This is a genomic window from Streptomyces sp. NPDC048643 (genome assembly GCF_040650615.1).
GTDB lineage: Bacteria > Actinomycetota > Actinomycetes > Streptomycetales > Streptomycetaceae > Streptomyces.
This window is the reverse complement of record NZ_JBEZHO010000012.1, coordinates 22,231-41,378: the sequence shown is the minus strand read 5'-3', so window position 1 is coordinate 41,378 and position 19,148 is coordinate 22,231. Positions and strand designations below refer to the sequence as shown.

General features: G+C 74.4%; 12 protein-coding genes. 4 read left to right on the top strand and 8 right to left on the bottom strand.

Annotated elements, in window-relative coordinates:
* Positions 1-6: 6 nt before the first annotated feature.
* The 6 genes from AB0C62_RS14590 to AB0C62_RS14565 form a co-directional block, all read right to left on the bottom strand.
* Complete coding sequence (locus AB0C62_RS14590) at positions 7-777, bottom strand: class I SAM-dependent methyltransferase (RefSeq protein WP_362972964.1); 771 nt, start codon at positions 775-777, stop codon at positions 7-9.
* Positions 778-784: 7 nt separating this feature from the next.
* On the bottom strand, positions 785-2,458 hold the full coding sequence (locus AB0C62_RS14585; protein ID WP_362972962.1) for a condensation protein: 1,674 nt from the start codon (positions 2,456-2,458) through the stop codon (positions 785-787).
* A complete protein-coding gene (locus AB0C62_RS14580) occupies positions 2,455-7,302 on the bottom strand; it encodes an alpha-(1->3)-arabinofuranosyltransferase family protein (RefSeq protein ID WP_362973185.1) in 4,848 nt (1,615 codons plus the stop codon). The genes AB0C62_RS14585 and AB0C62_RS14580 overlap by 4 nt, the downstream gene beginning before the upstream one ends.
* Entirely contained in the window at positions 7,299-8,009 is a 711-nt protein-coding gene (locus AB0C62_RS14575; RefSeq protein ID WP_362973183.1) for a class I SAM-dependent methyltransferase, read from the bottom strand. Before AB0C62_RS14575 ends, AB0C62_RS14580 begins: the two co-directional genes overlap by 4 nt.
* An 89-nt stretch (positions 8,010-8,098) precedes the next feature.
* On the bottom strand, positions 8,099-9,250 hold the full coding sequence (locus AB0C62_RS14570; RefSeq protein WP_362972960.1) for a glycosyltransferase family 4 protein: 1,152 nt from the start codon (positions 9,248-9,250) through the stop codon (positions 8,099-8,101).
* 282 nt (positions 9,251-9,532) lie between these two features.
* Positions 9,533-10,510 carry a DUF3068 domain-containing protein gene (locus AB0C62_RS14565; protein WP_362972958.1) on the bottom strand — a complete coding sequence of 326 codons (978 nt, stop codon included), beginning with the start codon at positions 10,508-10,510 and terminating at the stop codon, positions 9,533-9,535.
* Positions 10,511-10,777: 267 nt separating this feature from the next.
* On the opposite strand from AB0C62_RS14565, the gene AB0C62_RS14560 reads away from it, so the two are divergent.
* From AB0C62_RS14560 to AB0C62_RS14545, 4 genes are all read left to right on the top strand, one after another.
* On the top strand, positions 10,778-10,930 hold the full coding sequence (locus AB0C62_RS14560) for a hypothetical protein (RefSeq protein WP_362972956.1): 153 nt from the start codon (positions 10,778-10,780) through the stop codon (positions 10,928-10,930).
* Between the two features lie 188 nt (positions 10,931-11,118).
* Entirely contained in the window at positions 11,119-12,534 is a 1,416-nt protein-coding gene (locus tag AB0C62_RS14555; protein WP_362972954.1) for a helix-turn-helix domain-containing protein, read from the top strand.
* Between the two features lie 201 nt (positions 12,535-12,735).
* The gene (locus AB0C62_RS14550; protein ID WP_362972952.1) at positions 12,736-13,509 is read left to right on the top strand and encodes an IclR family transcriptional regulator; all 774 of its coding nucleotides are present in this window, start codon (positions 12,736-12,738) and stop codon (positions 13,507-13,509) included.
* On the top strand, positions 13,506-14,393 hold the full coding sequence (locus AB0C62_RS14545) for an SMP-30/gluconolactonase/LRE family protein (protein ID WP_362972950.1): 888 nt from the start codon (positions 13,506-13,508) through the stop codon (positions 14,391-14,393). Before AB0C62_RS14550 ends, AB0C62_RS14545 begins: the two co-directional genes overlap by 4 nt.
* Before the next feature lie 14 nt (positions 14,394-14,407).
* On the opposite strand, the gene AB0C62_RS14540 is transcribed toward AB0C62_RS14545, so the two are convergent.
* On the bottom strand, positions 14,408-17,386 hold the full coding sequence (locus tag AB0C62_RS14540) for a beta-galactosidase (RefSeq protein ID WP_362972948.1): 2,979 nt from the start codon (positions 17,384-17,386) through the stop codon (positions 14,408-14,410).
* A 353-nt stretch (positions 17,387-17,739) separates the two neighbouring features.
* A complete protein-coding gene (locus AB0C62_RS14535) occupies positions 17,740-19,002 on the bottom strand; it encodes an extracellular solute-binding protein (protein WP_362972946.1) in 1,263 nt (420 codons plus the stop codon).
* Positions 19,003-19,148: the final 146 nt, after the last annotated feature.

The window sequence follows — 19,148 nt, the reverse complement described above, 5'->3', positions numbered from 1 at the left end:
ACATGGCTACGTCCTTCGCGCGTGCAGGAGCAGGATCGAGGACAGCGACGGCGCGGCACAGGCCAGCCGGTCCAGCGGACGCAGCGGGCGCGGCACACCGTGGAAGGGGGCGCCCGCGAGCCGGACGACCTCGAAGCCCGACGCGGCGACGAACTCCCGGAGCGCGCGGGCCGTGTAGAGCCGCAGATGGCCCACGACCTCCCGCCCGGGACGGCCGTGCACGGCGCGCAGACTCACCTCGGAGAAGACGGGCTGGACCCCGGCGAGCAGCAGGCCGCGGTTGTACCAGGCGGCGAGGTTCGGGGTGGACAGCATCAGGTGTCCGCCGGGGCGCAGCACCCGGCGGATCTCGTCGAGCGCCCCGTCCGGGTCCACGAGATGCTCGACGACCTCGCTGAACAGCACGGCGTCCGCCGACGACGGGGCGAACGGCAGCCCCCCGCCGCTGAGTTCGCCGCGGACCGCGTACGGGACGCGGGTGCGGGCCCGGCGCAGCGCGTCCTGCGACCAGTCGACGCCGACCACCCGGTGCCCGGCGAGGAGGGGCGCCGCGGCCTGGGCGGCGGTGCCGTCGCCGCAGCCGATGTCGAGGACGGTCCGCGCGCCCGCGTCGGCGGGGCCGAGCGCCGCGGCCAGCATCCGCGCCTGGCGCAGCGTGCGCGCGGCACCGGAGGCGACGGGGACGGCCGGGTCCTCGTAGAAGTCCCGGAGTCCGCCGCTGCGGTGGGCCGCGGCCGTGGCCGGGGCGGGTTCCGCCGACCGGGCGGGGGTCGTCATCGGCCGATCACCCCGTCTCCTCGGTCGCGTGCAGGTACTGCTCGAAGAGGTCGCGGAGGTGGGCCCCGTCGTCGTGCCCGAGCAGCGAGCGCGACCAGCGCAGCGAGACGTGCAGGCGCCCCGCGGTGGACGCGGTCGTGACGGTCAGCCCGCGGGGGGTCCGGGCGGGCGCCGAGAACCAGACGGCCCGGGCGCGGCCGGCCTCCTCGCCGAAGTCCAGGGCGTACGGGATGCGGCCGATGTTGCTGAGCAGGCAGGTCGAGGTCCACGGTCCGGCCGCCCTGCGCAGTCCCCGGGTGACCGCGGCCCGCCAGGCCACCGGAACGACCGGAGCGGTCAACAGGGCCGCCCCGTGCCCGAGTTGGGGCCGCTCGGCGGCCTTCAGCGCGCGGGTGCGGGTGGCCGTGCGGCGCAGCAGCTCGCCCATGCGGGAGGCGTCCACCTCGGCGGGGGCGAACGTGACCTCCACCAGCCGGGTCCCGTTGCCGATCGGCATGTCCGCGCCGCGCGGCCGGTCGTCCACCGGCATCGTGATGCGCAACGGCCGGGGCCGCGCCCCGTGTTCGCGGTTCCAGTGGGCGACCGTCAGCGCGGTGGCGGCCATCAGCTGGTCGTTGACGGTGTACGGAGAGCCCGGGGGGCGGCGCGGCACGGCGAGTTCGGTGACGATCAGCCCGTTGCCCGGGGTGGGCTCGGGGGCACCGGGGGCGACCCGGGCGGGCGGGGTCCAGACGGACGGGGTGTCCCCGTCCCCGGGCTCGACGGCGTCCGGAGGGCGTACGGGCGGCGCGGCCGGGGTGTTGTCCCGGCCGCCGTACAGTTCCGCCGCGGTGGCGAGCACCCGGAGACAGGCGGGGCCGTCCAGAGCGGTGTGGTTGATGGTGAGGAAGAGGACCGTGCCGGTGCCGGTGCCCCTATGGGCGCCCGCCCCGGTGGCTGTGCCGGTGCTCGTGGCCGAACCGGCGCTCGTGCCGGTGGCGGTGTCCGCGCCCGTCCCGGTGGACTTGCGGGCGGTCGCGCCGACGTCTCGGGGGACACGGGTGTCCTCGCGGGCGGTGGAGCCGACGTCTCCGGGGCTGCCGGTGCCCTCGCGGACCGCCTCGCCGACGTCCCCCGGGGTGCCGGGCCCGGTCGTCCCGGGCGGGGCGCCCGTGGCGTCGCGGGTGCGGTCCGCCCCGTGCGGCAGGGGGTCCGTACCGACGCCGTCGAGGGTGCGCGCGCGGCCGGGGACGCCCACCGCGTCCGCCTCCTCGCTCCCCACCACCGGGCCCGTGCCCTCCACCACTTCCAGGCGGACGGGCGGGGACGCCGACAGGGGCGGCGCCGCCTCCAGGCACCTGGCCCGCGCGGCCCGCAGGGAGTCCCGGCCGGGCGGCGCGAAGGACACCACCGGCGTGTCCGGCTCCGGGGTCAGCTCCCACTCGTAGCGGCGGCGGTACCAGCGTCCCGGCGCCTCGCGCATCAGCGCCCGTGGATGGCGGCGCAGCGCCTCGGCGAAGGCGGCCGTCAGCCGGTCCCGGTCGAGCGGGCCCGGGAGATGGACCTCGATGTGGACGGTCTCCGGCTCGGCCTCCTGGAGGCAGTGCCGGGCGACCTCGTCCACCACCGGGAACGGAACCCGCACCGGGCGCGGGGCGGGGCCGCCCGCGCCGTCGTGTGCGGGATGGTCCAGCGTGGTCATGAGGACGCTCCCTTCCCCGGGTCGTTCCGGGGCTCCTCGGGCGGCGCGGCCCGCAGCCCCGGCGTGCGGAACGGCCTGCGGAGCGCGGTCCGCGCGCCCGCCGGATCGCCTTCGGGCCGCACCGGCTCGGGTCCGCGCGCGGACACGGTGGGCCCGGCGACGATCCCGGACTCCGGCGACCGGGCGCGCACGGGGCGCTCGGAGGGCCCGGACTCCGGCGAACCGGCGGGGCCTGCGGACGGGACACCACCGGACTGCGACGAGCCGGCGGCCCCTTCGGACGCGACACCCCCGGACTGCCGCTGCACGGAGCCGACTTCGGGCGTCGCCGTCACCGACTCGCCCTCTCCGGATCGGAGTTCGGCGCTCGCCTCGGCGGGCTCGCCCTTACCCGGCCGGACTTCGACGTCTTCCGCACGAGATGCACGAGGTGCACGAGACGCGCGAGGCGCAGGGGGTGCGCTGGACACACCGGCCACTCCGACCACTCCGGCCGGTCCGGCCACATCCTCCGCCCCGGCCTCCGGTTCTCCGGGCCGCTCCCTGCCGGGCCCCGTATCGGGGTTCTCCCGCTTCGACAGGTCCGCTCCCCGGCGGGCCCTGAACCCCGCCGGGAGGGTGCGCGGACCGCGGGACCCGTCGCGTTCCCGGCGGGGCAGGGGAGTCGTCGGGGCCGGCGCGGTGTCCGGTGCCGGTGCGGCTCCGGGCGTGGCCGGCACACCCCGACGCCGTGCCTCGCCCACGCTCACCAGGCCGGCGAACAGACCGATCAAAGCGAGGAGTTGGGCGACGACGCCGAACGCCCCCTCGCCCGCCGAAGGAGGCGAGCCGGCCCCCGTCGCGGCGGCGATCCCGGCCCCGGCGAGGGCGAGGAACGCGATCGGGACGAGGAGTGTGTGCCGGCGCCGGGCGAGCAGCGCGAGGGCAGGGACCAGCAGGGCGAACACGCCCGCGATCACGACGCCGACCAGGGTCAGGGCGACCAGCCCCAGCCAGATCCCCGGCGCGGGCGGCACCGGCTGCGGCTCGTCGGGGTTGGGCACCCGACGGCGCCACACCACCAGGCCCACGAGCACCAGGATGCCGACGCCGCCGGCGATCAGCCCCGCCTCGTACGTCGTCGCGGGCTCGTACGACAGCGTGACCGTGCCGCCCGCTCCGGACGGGATCCGCCAGCCCTGCTGCCAGCCGTCGAGCCGTACGGGGGTCAGTTCCCTGCCGCCCAGGGTGGCCTGCCAGCCGTCGTTGAAGTTCTCGTACGTCGTCAGGTACGAGGCCGCGCCCGAGCCGACCGTCACCTCGCGGCGGTCGCCCAGCCAGTCCCGTACCTTCAGGCCCCGCTCCGTGGTGCCGGTCTCCGCAGGGGTGCCGCGGGTCAGGGTCACGTCCGTGAGGGCCAGTGGCCCCCCGTCGCCCGCCTCGACCCGGTGCGAGCCCTCGGTGAGGCTCAGATCGCCGCCGTCCCGCCCCTCCTGACAGAGCGTCACCTCGATCGGGCGGCGCTCCACGAGATCCCGCACGGTTCCCTGTGCGCTCGTCCCGTACAGCTTCCCGTCGACGGCCACGACCGGGCCCTTGCCGCAGGACAGTGTGAAGGGGCGGGTGCCCGCGGGCTGCGGGGTGCGGTACTGGTCGAGGCCGGGCACGTACGCCTCGGTCAGGCCGACCGGCAGCCGCAGGTCGGCGCCGGCGACGGGGTTGTGGACGGTGAGCCGGGCCGTGCCGGTCACCTTGATGTCGAGGTGGTCGGTGGTGATGGGGTCGAAGCGGGCCCAGCCGTTCTCGTCCACCCCGACCACCGCGGCACCGTCCGGAGAGCTGATCTCCACCTTCGTCGGGCGGGTCGACAGACCGCCCGCCGGGGCCAGCACGACGGAGGAGACCGGCTGCTTGCCGGGCCAGCTCAGATGGATCGTCGGATCGGAGCCCGCGATCCACGCCGTCGTCAGGTCACCATCGGTGAGGTTGCGCGCGGACACCCCCGCGCCGAGCCGCGCCGTCGAGTCCGCCGTCGCCGTGATCCGGCTCTGCTGCTCGGGCGCGACCTCGTACAGCAGCTTGTCGAGTTCCGCGCCCGGCACGGGGACGGCGCTCGCCCTCAGCGTGTACGTGCCCCCCGTCGACGTGGAGAAGGCGCGGTGCAGGCCCGCCTCGGTGCCCGTCGGGGACAGCCCGGTCGGGTCGGTGGAGCGGTGCAGGGAGACGATCTCTGCGGTCGCGTCCGCGCCGGAGGCGTCCGTGGGCAGCCGCAGCAGCCGCGTCACCTGGACGTCGGGCAGGCCGATCTCGGCGAAGCCCGCGCCGGTGAGCCCGGCGCGCTGCGCGGTGGAGCCGGTGATCGTGATCCGGAGCCAACGCGTCGCCCCCGGACGGGCCTTGACGGTCTGCTTTCGGCCGTTGGGCAGCAGGTAGCTGGAGACGGAGCCCTTCTCGGTCTCCACTCGGACCCGGGTCGCCGCCGAACGCACACCGTCCTGCGGCAGCGGGATCACGTCGAAGGAGGCGGGCACGTCCACGGAGCCGTCGAAGCGGATCCGCAGCCACTGCCCGTCCGCCGAGCCGGCCGCGCCCTCGGCCCACGCCGTGTCCGGGTTGCCGTCGAAGGCGTTCACCGGGTCGTACTGCGGGAGATGGAACAGCCAGTTGCCGCTGGACGACGCGGTCACCGACCGGGCGCCGCGCAGTTCCGCGACGGTCTGGTGCGCGACGCCGTCCGTCGGCAGGATCTGCCGCGGCGCGCGCCCCGCGTCCTGCACGCTGTCGCTGTCGTTGCGCTGGTCACGCGTGTACGTGTACGAGGTGTTCGCGTCGACCAGGCCGAAGCGGGTGTCGGCGCGCCGCAGCCCGTCCCCCACGACCTGCACGCCCGCGGTGCCGAGCCCGGGATGGTTGTCGCCGGTCAGCACGGCCGCGCGTCCCCGGATCGCCGGGTCGGCGGCGAGGGGGAGCAGCGCCTCGGGGCCGCCGGAGACCACGGCGGTGTCCGCGATCGGCTTCAGTCCGGCCTGCCCGGGCCGGGGCACCGCCTCGTCGGCCGGCTCGTAGATCTCCACGGCGCGCTGGCGCGGGTAGAGGCCCTCGACCTGGAGCGGGGTGTCGTTCGCGATCCGGCCGCCGGTCGTCACGGGACCGAACCCGGTGACCCGCCGGTAGCCGGACTGCTCCAGCGTCCGCTTCACGGTCGCGGTGGGGACGTATCCGAGCTGGTCGGGGTCGAGGTCGTTGCGGACCACGACGTAGTACAGACCGGCCCGGCTCAGGTAGTCCGCCAGCCCCGGGACGTCGCCGCCGGTGAGCAGGGCCTGTTCGACCGCGTCCATGGCGCGCCGGTTGCCCGGGGTGCCGAAGGGCACGTAGTCCCGCTCGGCCCAACGGGAGTCGGCGAGCACGTCGAGAGGTTCGTCGATGGGGGAGCCCCACGTGTAGATGCCGTGCGCGGTGGCGGGGACGACGAGGGCGCGGGAGTCGGGCGAGTACTTCTCCAGCCAGTCGGCGGTGGTGTGCCAGTACCGGGGCAGCTCCTGGAACGAACCCGGTTGCAGGACCGACCCGTTGAGGTACGGCCAGGCGAGGCCGGGCAGCACGAGGACCGCCGCGACCAGCGGGGCGAGACGTCGGCCGCGCACCGGTCGGGCGCCGTGCGTCCGGGTGGCGACCCCCACCAGGTGCGCGAGGCCGAGGGCGAGGGCGAGGGCGAGACCTGTCTGGAACTTGTAGATGTTGCGGAAGGGGACGAGCCAGCCGTTCAGCCAGTCCTGGGCCACGCCGTGGAAGGGAGCCCCGAGCGAACCGCCGTACCCGGCAAGGGTGATGAGGACGACCGACAGCACGGTCAGCACGAGCCAGCGGCGTTCGGGCAGGTCCCGTCGCGCCAGGCCCGCGAGCCCGAGCCCCGCGGCGAGCGCCGAGCAGAGGACCACGATCACCGAGGACGCGACGGACCAGCCGGCCGGCAGCCACGCCTCCCCGAAGTGCAGGTAGGCCACCCAGTTGCCCGCACCGCGCAGCGACTCGGTGGCCGACATGGTGGCCGTCGTCGTCTGCGAGGTCTCGATGTACGGAAGGAAGTTCTCGCCGTACGCGCCGAGCAGCAGCAGTGCGATCCACCACCAGGCCGTCGCGAGGATCACGCCCGGCACCCACCACCCGATCAGTCTGCGCTGCCGGGGCCCGCGCGGCCGCGTGAGCAGATAGAGCCCGACGGGGAGCAGCGACGCGAGGGTGGCCGCCGCGTTCACGCCGCCCATGAAGGGCACGACGAGCGCCGAACGCAGGGCCGCGATCCGCGCGGTGTACCGCTCGTCGGTCAGCGGCAGCAGTACCCACGGAAGGAAGGCGCCGGGGAGCGCGGCCGCCGAGGTCGACCCGACGACGACGGTGAACACCGGCCACAGCGCGTACGCGACGGCGGCGAGCAGCCGGGACGCGCGGCTGCCGGTCCCCAGCCGCTCGGCCAGCCGGAGCGCCCCCCAGAAGGCCACCGACACCACGATCGACAGCCACAGCCGCTCCGCCAGCCACACCGGCAGATGGACCAGCCGGCACAGCCCGTAGTACGGCAGCATCGGCCAGGCGTAGCCGACGTACTGGTCCTGGATGCCCCCGAAGCCGCCCCGGTCGTGCCACAGCTGACCCAGGTCGGAGAGGAACTGCCAGGGGTCCTGCGACACCCCGAGCTTGGTGTCGAAGGTCGCCCGCCCGGGGTGCACGGCGAGGAACAGCACGAACACCACGGCCCAGAACCCCAGCAGCCACCGGCGTGAGCGGGGCCCCTCCGGGGGTCCGGACGCGCCTGCTGCGGGGCGGACGGCTGCCGGGGGAGGGGCCTGGACCGTGCTCGTCATGGTGGACACCGCCGGAGGATGAGGAGGAGGTTCCAGGTGGCGAACTCGCGCAGCCCCGGTGCCTTGGTGACGGCTTCCGCGAGGAAGGGCCAGTAGCGGGAGCGCGCCGAGACGAGCGTGACGTCGTCGCGGGCGCGGACCTGCCGCAGGGTGGTGCCGACGTGCACGGCGAAGAGGTTCTCGCCGAGGGTGTGCTTGGCGGGCCTGCCCGTACGGCGCCGGTAGCGGGCGCGGGCCCGCTCGGCGCCGAAGTAGTGCCAGGGCGCCCACTCGTGACCGCCCCACGGGGAGAGCCAGTTGGTGAACGCCACGTAGATCAGTCCGTCCGGGCGGGTCACCCGGACCATCTCGCTGAGGAACGTCTGCGGATCGGCCACGTGCTCCAGGACGTTGGAGGAGAAGCAGACGTCGGCGACCCCGTCCGCGAGCGGCAGCAGATAGCCGTCCGCGACGACGGCCCCGCCGGGTGGCTCCGCCCCCAACTCCCGTACGTCCGGCTCGAAGAGGTAGGCGTGGGCGCCGCGCCGCCGGAACTCCTCGGTGAAGTAGCCGCCGCCGCCTCCGATGTCGAGGACGGTGCGGCCCCGGACGGCACCGTGGACCGCCTCGACCTGGTCGGCCGCGTCGCGGGCGAGCAGCGCGTAGCAGGCGGTGGGGTCGTCCTGCTCGTGCAGGAAGGCCCGGAACAGGGCGAGGGAGCGGCGCAGCGAGGGGTCCTTGAACCCGGTGCCGCCGACGGGCCCGGTGCCGCCGGCGGGGGCCGCACCCGCGCGGCCGGGTCTGCGTCCGGCGGCCGTCACGGTGCCCAGCCCCTCACCGCCTCCGCGGCCACCGCCCGGAACCGGCGGACCGTGTGGTTCCAGCGGTAGGCGGCGGCACGGTCGCGGGCCGCCCGGCCCATCAGCGCGCGGCGGCGGGCGGACAGGGCGAGGGTGCACCAGGCGGCCGCGAAGGAGGACTCGCCGCGCACCAGCACACCCGTCTCGCCGTCCACGACGGAGTCCCGGAGCCCCGGCACGTCGAAGGCGATCGCCGGGGTCTCCCGCGCGGCCGCCTCGGTGACCACCAGACCCCAGCCCTCCACCGCGGAGGGGTGCAGCAGCAGCCAGGCGGCGCACAGCAGCCGGTGCTTCTCCACCTCCGAGACATGCCCGGTGAACTCCACTCCCGGACCGGCGAGTTGCGCGAGGCGCTCGCGCTCGGGGCCGTCCCCGACGATCACCAGCCGGCCTCCGGTGACCGGTCTGACCCGCTCCCACAGGCGCAGCAGCAGATCGATCCGCTTGTACTCCACCAGCCGCCCCACCGCGACGAACAGCGGCTCCGACGACCGAGCGGAGCGTGGCCCCGGCTCCTCCACCCCGTTGTGCACGACCCGGATGCGGTCCCGTTCGACGCCGATCGCGTGCAGCGCCAGCGCCGTCGACGGGGAGACGGCGACCAGCAGGTTGCCGCGTTGGGCGCCGGCCAGCGCCCAGTGTTCGAGACGCCGGCCGAGCCGGGCGGCGGGCGCGAGCGGTCCGCCGAACCGCATCGGCCACAGGTCCGTGTGCACGTGGTTGACCAGGCAGAGCGTGGGCCCGTGATGCCACAGGGGGGCCAGGTACGGCAGTCCGTTGCACACCTCGACGAGCAGGTCGCAGCCTCCGACCTCGCGGTGGAAGGCGGGCCGGGCGCGCAGGAAGTGCCCGAGGTCGCCGCCCGCCGAGACGACCCGGTAGCCGTGGCCCGACGAGGGGCCGCCGCACACCAGGGTGACCTGGTGGCCCAGCCCGGTCAGCCCCTCGGCCAGCCGGTCGACCAGGAGTTCGGAGCCGCCCGCCGCCGGGTTGCCGAGATCGCGGCGGGCGAGGAAGACGATGCGGCGCGGGTGCGCGGAGGGCGCCGGAGGGTACTGCGCGGTCCGCGGGGACACGGTGCGCAGCGGGGACGGTACGTGCTGGGGCATGGGTGCTCCAACTCGTCTCGGGGTGCGGAACTCAGTGTGGGGGGCGGGACATGGCGCCGGTCCTCGGTGGTCGTGCCGCCTCGGATGCCTTCCGTGGGTGACGTGGCCGGCGTCGCGGGTGACGCCGGGGTGCGCCCTGCGGCGGGGGGACGCGGGGCGCTCGGCTGTAACGGGGCTGTGAAAGCGCTGTGTTCGGGTAGGGGTGGACAGTTTTCGCCGCGCCGTTCGCGTCGGCTACTCACCGAGGTGACAAGTTCGGGGCTTTGTGGAGCTGACGGCACATCACATCGTGAGCGTGGACGGGGGCGAAGCGGACGAACCGGGATCCCGTCGCCCGCGTACCAGCAGAACGGCCCCCGCCACGGCCAGGACGAACCCCAGCAGACCGGCGCCGATCGGCAATGTCGTTCCCAGAAGCCGCAGTTGGGCGCTCTCGGTCTTCGCCTGCTCGACCTGGTCCCGCTGGGTCGCCGCCGTGAAGGCCAGCTTCCGGCTGTCCAGCAGCACCGCCGCGTCCTTCGTGCCCCCCGGGGCCCGCAGCGTCTTGCGCGGACCGACCTGCGCGTAGATCACCCGCCCGGTGCGCTGGTCGACGACCAGCTCGACGAGGTGGTTGGCGTACCACTCCTCGGCGAGCACCTGACCGCGCTGCGGCTGTCCGACCAGCGCGCCCGGCACCTGCCGCGTCCCGGTCCGGGTGGCGGGGACGGTCCCGGTGAACCGGTAGCCCCGGTACCCGCGGATCTTCTTCGTGCCCCGGTAGTGCAGGGTGACCGGCGCGCCCAGGGAGTTGTCCCACCATCGGTAGTCGTGTTCGCGCACGTCGAAGGGGAACTTCAGATAGGCGTCGCCTTCGAAGTACGGGTGCTCCTGGCAGCAGTGCACGGGTTCGTTGGACCGCCGGTCGGTGACCCAGCGGCCCGGCATGAACTCCAGGGCGTCGTGCGGGTCGGCCGCCGGCAGGGAGGCGTCCGTGTCGACCGTCGTCGTCACGTCCCACACGGCTCGGCCGCTGCGTTCGCTGTCGGCGACGTCGCCGCGCACCACCTGGGTCACGGTGATGTCCTGGCCGGGCACGGTCTCGGCCTTGTCGAGGTCGAAGACGCTGCCGGTGCCCTTGTAGACGGCGGTCGTGTCGATGTCGATCGGGTTCACGGCGGCACGTGGTGCCACGTACCAGGCGAGCATCGGGGCCAGCACGAGCAGGAAGGTGCCGAGGCCGACGAGGATGAGGGAGACGGGTGAGGACTTACGGCGCATCCGGGCACTCCAGGGGCTGAGGAGGCTCGACGCACGGGTGATATCAGCTGGTGCGAGGTGATACGGATGCGTCGACACCGTGGGAGAAAGTGCACGTGCGGTACGGGCCGGGAACCGTAGGCGCACCCTTGACGGAGTGTCAATGCATTGTCGAGACTGGCTCCTGCCGGGCGGGACCGGCGCAGGCGCTGTCCGTGGGACCGCTCGACCGGTGGCCGCACGGGTTCCGGGGTGGGGACGACCTCCGACAGAGAGGCTGACCCTGCGATGTCCAGACTGCTCGCCGCGGCGCTCACCGTCGCGGCCTCCGCCGCACTCGCCGTGGGTGCCGCACTCGGCCTCGTCGCGCTCCTCGACGCGACCCCCGACCAGCCGAACACCCCGCTGATCACGTACCAGAACGCCGCCCGGGAGCGCTGACGGTGCCGAGCCGCAGAGGCACCCGGCCGGCACTGTCCCGACAGTCCGAGGACCCCCCGTGGCGGGGCGGATCCGCAGTGCCCGCGGAGGGACCGCCCCGCCAGGACGGGAACGGGACCCTCGACTCGACGGGTGAGCAGTCGGGTCGGTCCCCGACCGATCCCGAACGCCTGGCGGAACCCGCACCGATGACCGCTCGCGACGCCGGACCCGGTGAGCGGCCGGAGCCCGGCGCCGCGCGGGCCGGTCCCGGGCGCCGGCGGAGCGGGACCGATCCGTCGGGACACGAGGTCCCCGACGCGGCGGAGGCGGCACCAGGCCACGCTCCGGCCGCGGGCGAGCCCGGAGCCGGCCGCGCAGCACGTGCCCGCGCCGGGGCGGTCGCACCCCGCTCGGCCTGGCGCGACGTTCCGCGCCACCAGGTCCGGCAGTTCGCCACCATCGCCATGGCCGAGGCGCCCGGGCTCGCCGAGGAGATCCTGCGCGACATCCGCCGGGAGTACCCGCACCTGCCGCTCGTGCTCGACGACTCCGGCGAGCCGATGGCCCTCGTCGGCATCCGCCGCGCCATCGAGGTCTTCGTGCAGCACCTCGGAACGGCCGAGGGCCGCCCGCGCGTCCACCCCGAGGTCTTCCAGGAGTTCGGCCGCGGTGAGGGACTGCACGGCCGCAGCCTCGACTCCCTCCAGGCCATCTACCGGCTCGGCGTCCGGCTCGCCTGGCGCCGGTTCGCGGAGATCGGGCAGCGCGTCGACATCCCGCCCCCGGCGATGTACGAACTGGTCGACGCCGGATACGAGTACCTCGACGGCCTCGTCGACCAGTCCGTCCGCGGCTACGCCGAGGCCGCCGCCCGGCAGGCCGGGGAACGGCTGCGCCTCCAGCGGCGCCTGATGGAAGTCCTGCTCTCCGAACACCACCCCCGGGGCGACCTCGCCGAGGGCCTCGCCGAACGGGCCGCCCGGGTCGGCTGGCCGCTGCCCGGCCGGCTGGCCGTCGGCGTCCTGCTGCGGCCGGCCCGTGAGGCGGTCGCGCCCGCCGTCGGCCAGAGCGTGCTGCTCGACATGGAGTACGAGCAGCCGCGCATGGTCGTGCCCGAACCGGACGCGGCCGGCCGGCCCGAACTGCTGCACCGGGCGCTGACCGGATGGTCCGGCGCGATCGGCCCGCCGGTCCCGCTCGCCGACGCCGCGAAGTCGCTGCGCTGGGCCGAGGCCGCGGTACGTCTCATGGAGCGGGGGCTCCTGCCCGGCGGAGAGGTGCTGCACTGCACGGAGCACACCGAGGCACTCGTCCTCCTCCAGCCCGAGGAACTGATCGACGATCTCGCCCTGCGGTGCCTGGAACCCCTCGCCCACTGCGGGCCCACGCACGGCAGGCGGCTCGCGGAGACGCTGCTGGCCTGGCTGGAGACGCGCGGCGGCGCCCCCGAGGTCGCGGCCCGGCTCGGCGTCCACCCGCAGACCGTCCGCTACCGTCTGCGCCAGATCAGGGAACTGTGGGGCGACGAGATCGACGACCCGGACCGGCGGTTCGAACTCGAACTCGTCCTGCGGGCCCAGCGCCTGCGCGGCGTACTGGGCGACCCCCGCGCCCGCCGCTGAGCGGTGCCCGGGTGCGGGGGCGGCCCGGGGTCGCCCCCGCCCACCGGCCTCGCCGCCCCGTGGGACCCACGCGTCCCGCCGCAGCGCGCGCTCACCGGGGACCCCGCCCCACCCATTGCCCGCCCAAGCCCACTATGACTAGCCTGTGTTCGTCATGCCGATCGTCTGTTGAAATTTCGAACATATGGGAGGGGGCCGGCTGTGGGACGCCTCGTACCTGCCGTGACCCGGGCTCTGGACATCCTGGAACTCTTCCTCGACGGGGACGGCACGCTCTCCGCCCCCGACATCGTGCGCCGGCTCCGGCTGCCGCGCACCACCGTGCACGAACTGGTCACCACGCTCTGTGCCCGCTCGTACATCGTGCAGGTGCCGGGGCAGCCGGGACGCTATCGCCTCGGCGTCCGGCCCTACCAGCTCGGCAGCCGGTACGCCGAGCAGCTCGACCTCGCCGCCGAGGGCCAGCAGGTCGCCCGCTCCGTCGCCGAGACCTGCGACGAGACCGTGCACGTGGCGATCCTGGAGGGCACGGACGTCATCTACATCGCGAAGGTCGACTCCACGCACGCCGTGCGCATGGTGTCCGCGGCCGGCCGGCGTCTTCCCGCGCACTGCACCTCCGTCGGCAAGATGCTCCTCGCCTCCCTGCCCGAGCAGCAGTTGACCGCGCGCATCCCCGACGACGCCGACCTCGTCGCCATGACGCCCAACAGCATCACCGAACCGGGAGCCCTGCGCGAGGCCCTCGCCGAGATCCGCGGCCGCGGGGTCGCCGTCGAGAACCAGGAGTCCAACCCGGACGTCAGCTGTGTCGCCGCGCCGGTCCGCGACCGCACGGGACAGGTCGTCGCCGCGCTCTCCATCTCCGTGCCGATGATCCGCTGGAGCGACGAGCGCCGCGCCGAACTGGAGCAGCTCGCCGCGAAGGGCGCGGCCGAACTGTCCGAGCGCCTCGGTCACCGGACCGTGGGATGACGGCCGTCGAGGTCGCGGTCCGCGCGCACGCCGCGCTCGGCGAGGGCCCCACCTGGGACAGCGCCCCCGACCGCCTGATCTGGGTCGACATCCTCGGCTCCCGCGTCCACACCTACGATCCCGCCACCGGCCGCCGTACGGTGCTGGCCACCGAGCAGCACGTGGGCGCGGCCAAGCCCCGCGCGGGCGGCGGCCTGGTCGTCAACCTCCGTGACGGGGTGGGCCTCTACCCGCCGCCGGCGTCCGGTGGCTCCACCGGCTCCGGCGAACCCGCGGGCGCGGCGGCCCCGTTCCGCTGGCTGCACCGCGAACCCGTCCCGGGGCGCCGGGCCAACGACGCGGCCGTCGCCCCCGACGGCTCGCTGTGGTGCGGAACGATGCGCTACGACGAGGCGCCGGGCGGCGGCACCCTCACCCGGATCGCACCCGACGGCACGGTCCGCCCGCTCCTCGACGACGTCGCCGTCAGCAACGGCACCGGGTGGAGCCCGGACGGCCGCCGTGTCTACTACGTCGACTCGCCGACCCGCCGCATCGACGTGTTCGACCTGGACGACGACCATCTCCCCGTGAACCGCAGAGCGTTCACGACCATCGAGGACGGCTTCCCCGACGGTCTGACCGTGGACGCCGACGGCGGAGTGTGGGTGGCCCTCTGGGACGGCGGGGCGGTCCGCCGCTACACCCCGGACGGCGCACTCGACCGGGTCGTTCCCCTGCCGGTCCGCCGCCCCACCGCCTGCGCCTTCGGCGGCACCGACCTCACCGACCTGTACGTCACCACCGCCCGCACCGGCCTGGCACGCCCGCACCCGCTGTCCGGCTCCCTGCTGGTGCTCCCGGGAGCCGGAAAGGGCCTGCCGCAGCCGCCGTTCGCCGGATAGCGCCGACGGCGGACCTATCGCGCGGCGCCGGGGGAGTCGACCGGGGTCACCGGAACTCCTCCGGCCGCGCTGCCCAGCAGGGTCAGTTCCACCCGCCCCGGGCCCGCCGGGGTGGTCCCGTCGGACAGTACGGCGAGGGCCAGCGTGTTGGACCCCCGGGTGCGCAACACCCCGTTGGGCAGCACGAACGTGTGCTGGGGGCCCACGTCGTTGATGTACTGGCCCATGTTCCAGCCGTTCAGGAAGATCTGGACGCGGTAGGCGCGGGACGGGTCGTCGGTGAGGGTGAGGCCGATCGACGCGTCCACGCCGCTCTCTACCGCGAGCCGGAACCCGGTGCGGTACCAGGTGACGCCCTGCCGCTTCTCGGCGCGCGGGAGGTCCACGAGCTTCCAGTCGCCGTCGGCGAACCCGGGCAGATGCCAGCCGTGCCGTTCCCCGTGCAGGCCGCCGTTGTTGAGCGGCCCGCGCACCCGGTCGGGGGCGCCCTCGCCCTGGATGCGCCAGTCGATCGCGGGGGCCGCCCCGGCGAAGGTCACGGCCGTCAGTCCGCGGGCGGCCTTGTGGCTGTCGTTCGCCCTGCCGTCCTCGTCGTGCTGCATCCGGCGGACCAGCACGGACAGCACGTGGGAGCGGCCCGGTCGCGGCCGGACCGGGAAGGTCGCGGTGGCCGACCAGGTCCCCTGCCGCACGGTCTTCTTGTCCGGCACCGGCATCCGGTGCGTGCCCAGCGGTTCGCCGTCCAGCCAGGCCATCAACAGGCCCTGGGCGCCGGCTACATAGGAGAGCGCCACGGACTCGGCGTCACCGTCGTCCTTGAAGTGGCCCCGGTACCAGACGTCTCCGTAGTGGAAGCCGTAGTCGTCGGCGAAGAGCACGGGCTGCCCGGCGGGGACGGGGGTGACGCTGTACGAGGTCTTCCGGTCGGCGACCTGCCACGCCGAGTCGTCGTGGTCGGCGGCGGACTCGGGGTTCTCGGCGGACCGGCGCCAGGTGGTCAGGGCGGGCAGCCGCACCGACGGCACGCCGGGCAAACGCTGTTCGGCGCGCAGACTCCCCGAGGTGGTGGAACGGGCCCGCAACGTGCCCTGGTTCCAGACGAGTTCGTTCGTCCCGCGGGGCCCCCACACCTCCAGGTCCGCCGCGTCCACGGTGTCCCCGGTGAGATGGAGGGTGCTGCCGCGCAGGGCCGCCGTGCGCAGCAGCGCCGGGCCGCGCACCAGGACCGGCCCCGAGGGGGTGTCGTACCGCCACAGCCGACGGGAGCTCTCGTCGTCGGCGAGCAGCAGCAGGAGGGGGGCCGTGACGCCGCCGCCCTCGACCAGGACACGGGTGACGCCGTCCAGCCGGGCGTCGATCCGCAGCACCCCGTCCTCGAAGCCGTGCCGGGCCGTGCCGTCCAGCACGGTGACCCTCGGCTCGCTCGTCGCTTCCAGACAGGTGCGCGTGGACTCTCCGGAGCGGCCGGTGAACACCGCGATGTCCTGGCGTCCGGCGGTCAGCCGGAGCATCGGCTGGGCCGTCGAGTACCGCAGCGTCCGGCGCCCCAGGGAGATCCCGGTGACGAGGAGCCGTGCGTCGAGGCCGGGCACCGGCACGGGCACGGTCGTCCCCGCGAGCGGCACCGAGGCCACCGCCTCGGCCGCCGAGTCGTTGCGCAGGACATGGACGTGCGCCTTCGTGTCCGGGTTGACCAGGTGGTAGCTCTTGATGCCGAGATCGGCGCCCAGGTCATCGGACGGGATGGCCTCGGCCCGGTCCAGTTTCGCCAACTCCGGTACGGAATGCAGCAGTTGTCCGATCTGGTGCATGGGGGTGAGCTTCTCCGTCGGCTGCCGCCCCTCGTCGAGGGCCGCCCCGTAGTCGTACGAGGTGTAGACGATCGGTGCGGGCAGCCAGCCCCAGGACGTGCCGCCGAACGTCATGTAGACGTTGTGGACGGTGATGCCGTTGGCGAGGTTGGTGAGGTAGAACCGGCGCTCGTAGGCGGCGTCGCGGGTGCGGCGGGACTCCGCGTACCCCTTGCCGTCGAACTCGGCGCCGCCCCACGGGTCGAACCAGCCGCCGCCGAACTCGGGGATGAAACCCGGGGTGTCCGGGCTCGCCGTCGCCCCGCCCTTCGTGCCGCCCACGCCGAAGTGGCCCCAGTCCGGAGGCGTCTTGAAGGGGGACGGATAGCCGTCGAAGCCGTACAGGTAGCGGCCCCGCTCGCCGCCGGTGTCGAAGGTGCCCGGCGCCCAGTGGCCGTTGCGGCCCTTGTCGTTGTGGAAGAGCGGCACGTCGATGCCGTCGGCCCGGACCTTCGCGTAGAGGTGCGCCATGTAGTCGCGGCCGGCGGGCTCGGTCACGTGGTTGTCGTACTCGTTCTCCAGTTGGTAGAGGACGACCGTGCCGCCGCCGTCGGTGTACTGGTGGCGGCCGACGATCCGGTTGACGGCGGTCAGCCACTGGTCGACGTGCTTCAGGTACGTCGGGTCGGAGGTGCGGGCCACACCCGCGGTGGCGGTCAGCCAGCCGGGGAAGCCGCCGGCGTCGACCTCGGCGTTGATGTAGGGGCCGGGGCGCAGGATGACGTACAGCCCGGTCTCGGCGGCGGTGCGCAGGAACAGGTCGAGGTCGCGGACCCCGGTGAAGTCGTACGTTCCGGGCGCGGGGGAGTGGTAGTTCCACGCGACGTAGATGCTGACCGTGTTGTAGCCGTGGGCGCGCAGCTTCTGCAGGACGTCCCGCCACAGGGACGGGCTGGGCAGCCGGAACGGGTGGACCTCGCCGGACCAGATCACCAGGCGCCGGCCGTCGACGAGCATCGAGTAGCGGTCGAAGCCGACGGTGTGTCTCCGGCCGTCGGCCCCGGGCGGCGCGGGGGCGGGTCCGGTGGGTGCGAGGGCCGTCCTTCCGGCCGCGCTCGCCACGTCGCTGCCGCTGCCACCGAGGGAGAATCCGAGTGCGGCGGTGCCGGCGAGTGCGCTGAAGGTACGTCTGCTCAACACCATGCGGGTCCTCCCGGGGACGGCGATGGGGATCCCCCGGCCGGGCCGGGCCCGAGCACCCGGGGGCGGGTGCGGCCATTGTCCACACAGGCAGGTCATTTCATGGTCATATGAGGTGCCCGGCGCGGACGGATTACGCGGTATGGGCGGTAGGGGGCACGGCGCCGCCCGGTGGACGACGGCATCCTCCTCTCCTCCGTACGCGCCGCGGGACCCCCAGGAGGGCCGGGAACTGTCGGTCCGTCAAGAGAACCGCTGCCGCCGGGAGGTCGGGCTGTCGCCGGTCTCCGGCCGGTCTTCCGGCCGCGGACCGAGGGGCGGGGGAGGGCGGAGTGGTCCGGGAGATGCCGGCCGGTTCAGCGGGCCGTCTTCGCTATCGAGGTCAGGACCGCCTCCGGATCGCCGCCCGGGGCGACGGCCGCGCCGATCCTCGACCGGATCGAGGCCGACACCCGCGACCAGTCCGTCTCGGCGAGCGGGTACAGGTCCATGCCGTCCAGGGCGTCGAGACCGTGCCAGAGGGCGCTGTAGCGGCGATCCGCGCGCAGGGCGGCCGTCACCGTCGCGGTGACCGGGAGCAGCTGGTACTCGGTGGCCTGCTCACGGACGTACTTGTCGCGGTACAGGAAGTCGAGGAACGCGCCCGCCTCCTCGCGGTGCCCGCCCCGCTCGAACGCGACGACCCAGTCGGCGGTGCCCATGGTCGGCACCTCCTTGCCGGTGCTGCCGGGCAGTGCGACCGTGCCGTACGGCACGTTCTGCGACGAGTCGTCGATCTGCCGCATCAGGGACAGCGGGGCGTTCACCATGCCGGCCTCGCCGTCGACGAAGGCGGTGAGCGCCGCGCTGCGGTTCAGCCGGCCCGGTGCCACCGTGCCGGTGAGTCCCGGCTCGACGAGGTTCGTCCTGAGCCAGGTGAGCGCCGAGACGTTGGCCTCGGAGACGAAGTCGTAGCCCCCGGCGCTGCCGGTGTAGCCTCCGTCGCCCGCGAGCAGCCATCCCAGCGTCTCCGCCTCGGCCTCCTCGGGCCCGAACGGCAGCGCGATCGGGTACTTCACGCCCTGCGCCTTCAACGCCCTTGCGTCCGCGGCGAGTTCCTGCCAGGTGGTGGGGGCGTCGAGACCGGCCCGCCGGAACATGTCCTTGTTGTAGTAGAGCAGCCGGGTGCTCGCGGTGAACGGCATCGCGTACTGGGTGCCGTTCACCTTCCCGGCGTCCGCGAGGCTGCGGACGAACCCGGCCTGCACGGGGATCGAGAGCACCTCGTCGGCGGAGTAGAGCTGTCCGGCGGCCGCGTACTGCGCGAAGCTGCCGCTCTGCACGATGTCGGGCGCCTTGCCCCGCTTCACCAGCGCGGCGACCTTCGCGTCCACGGTGTCGGCGGGGTAGACCGTCGTCACCACCCGGACGCCGGGGTGGGCGGCCTGGAAGGCGAGTCCGACGCGGTCCCAGTAGCCCTGCGAGTTCTTGTGGACGCTGTCGCCGTAGTTGGTCGCGACGACGGTGAGCGTGGTGGTCCCCGCGTCCTCCGTCCCCTGCCCCGCTCCGCAGCCGGCCGCGCTCGCCGTGAGGCCGAGCGCGGCCGTCACCGTCACCATGATCCGGGCACTGCGACGCACGGCCACCACCTCTGTTCCCACCACGCTTGACGCGCGTAGACGAAGAGCGTCGATCGTAGGCCCGGGGGCGGCCGGCGCACAGGGCCGGGCCGGTTGCGTTTTGGTTCCGGCGGTGTGTCGGCGCCGGCGCCGTGTCGAGGGGTGGG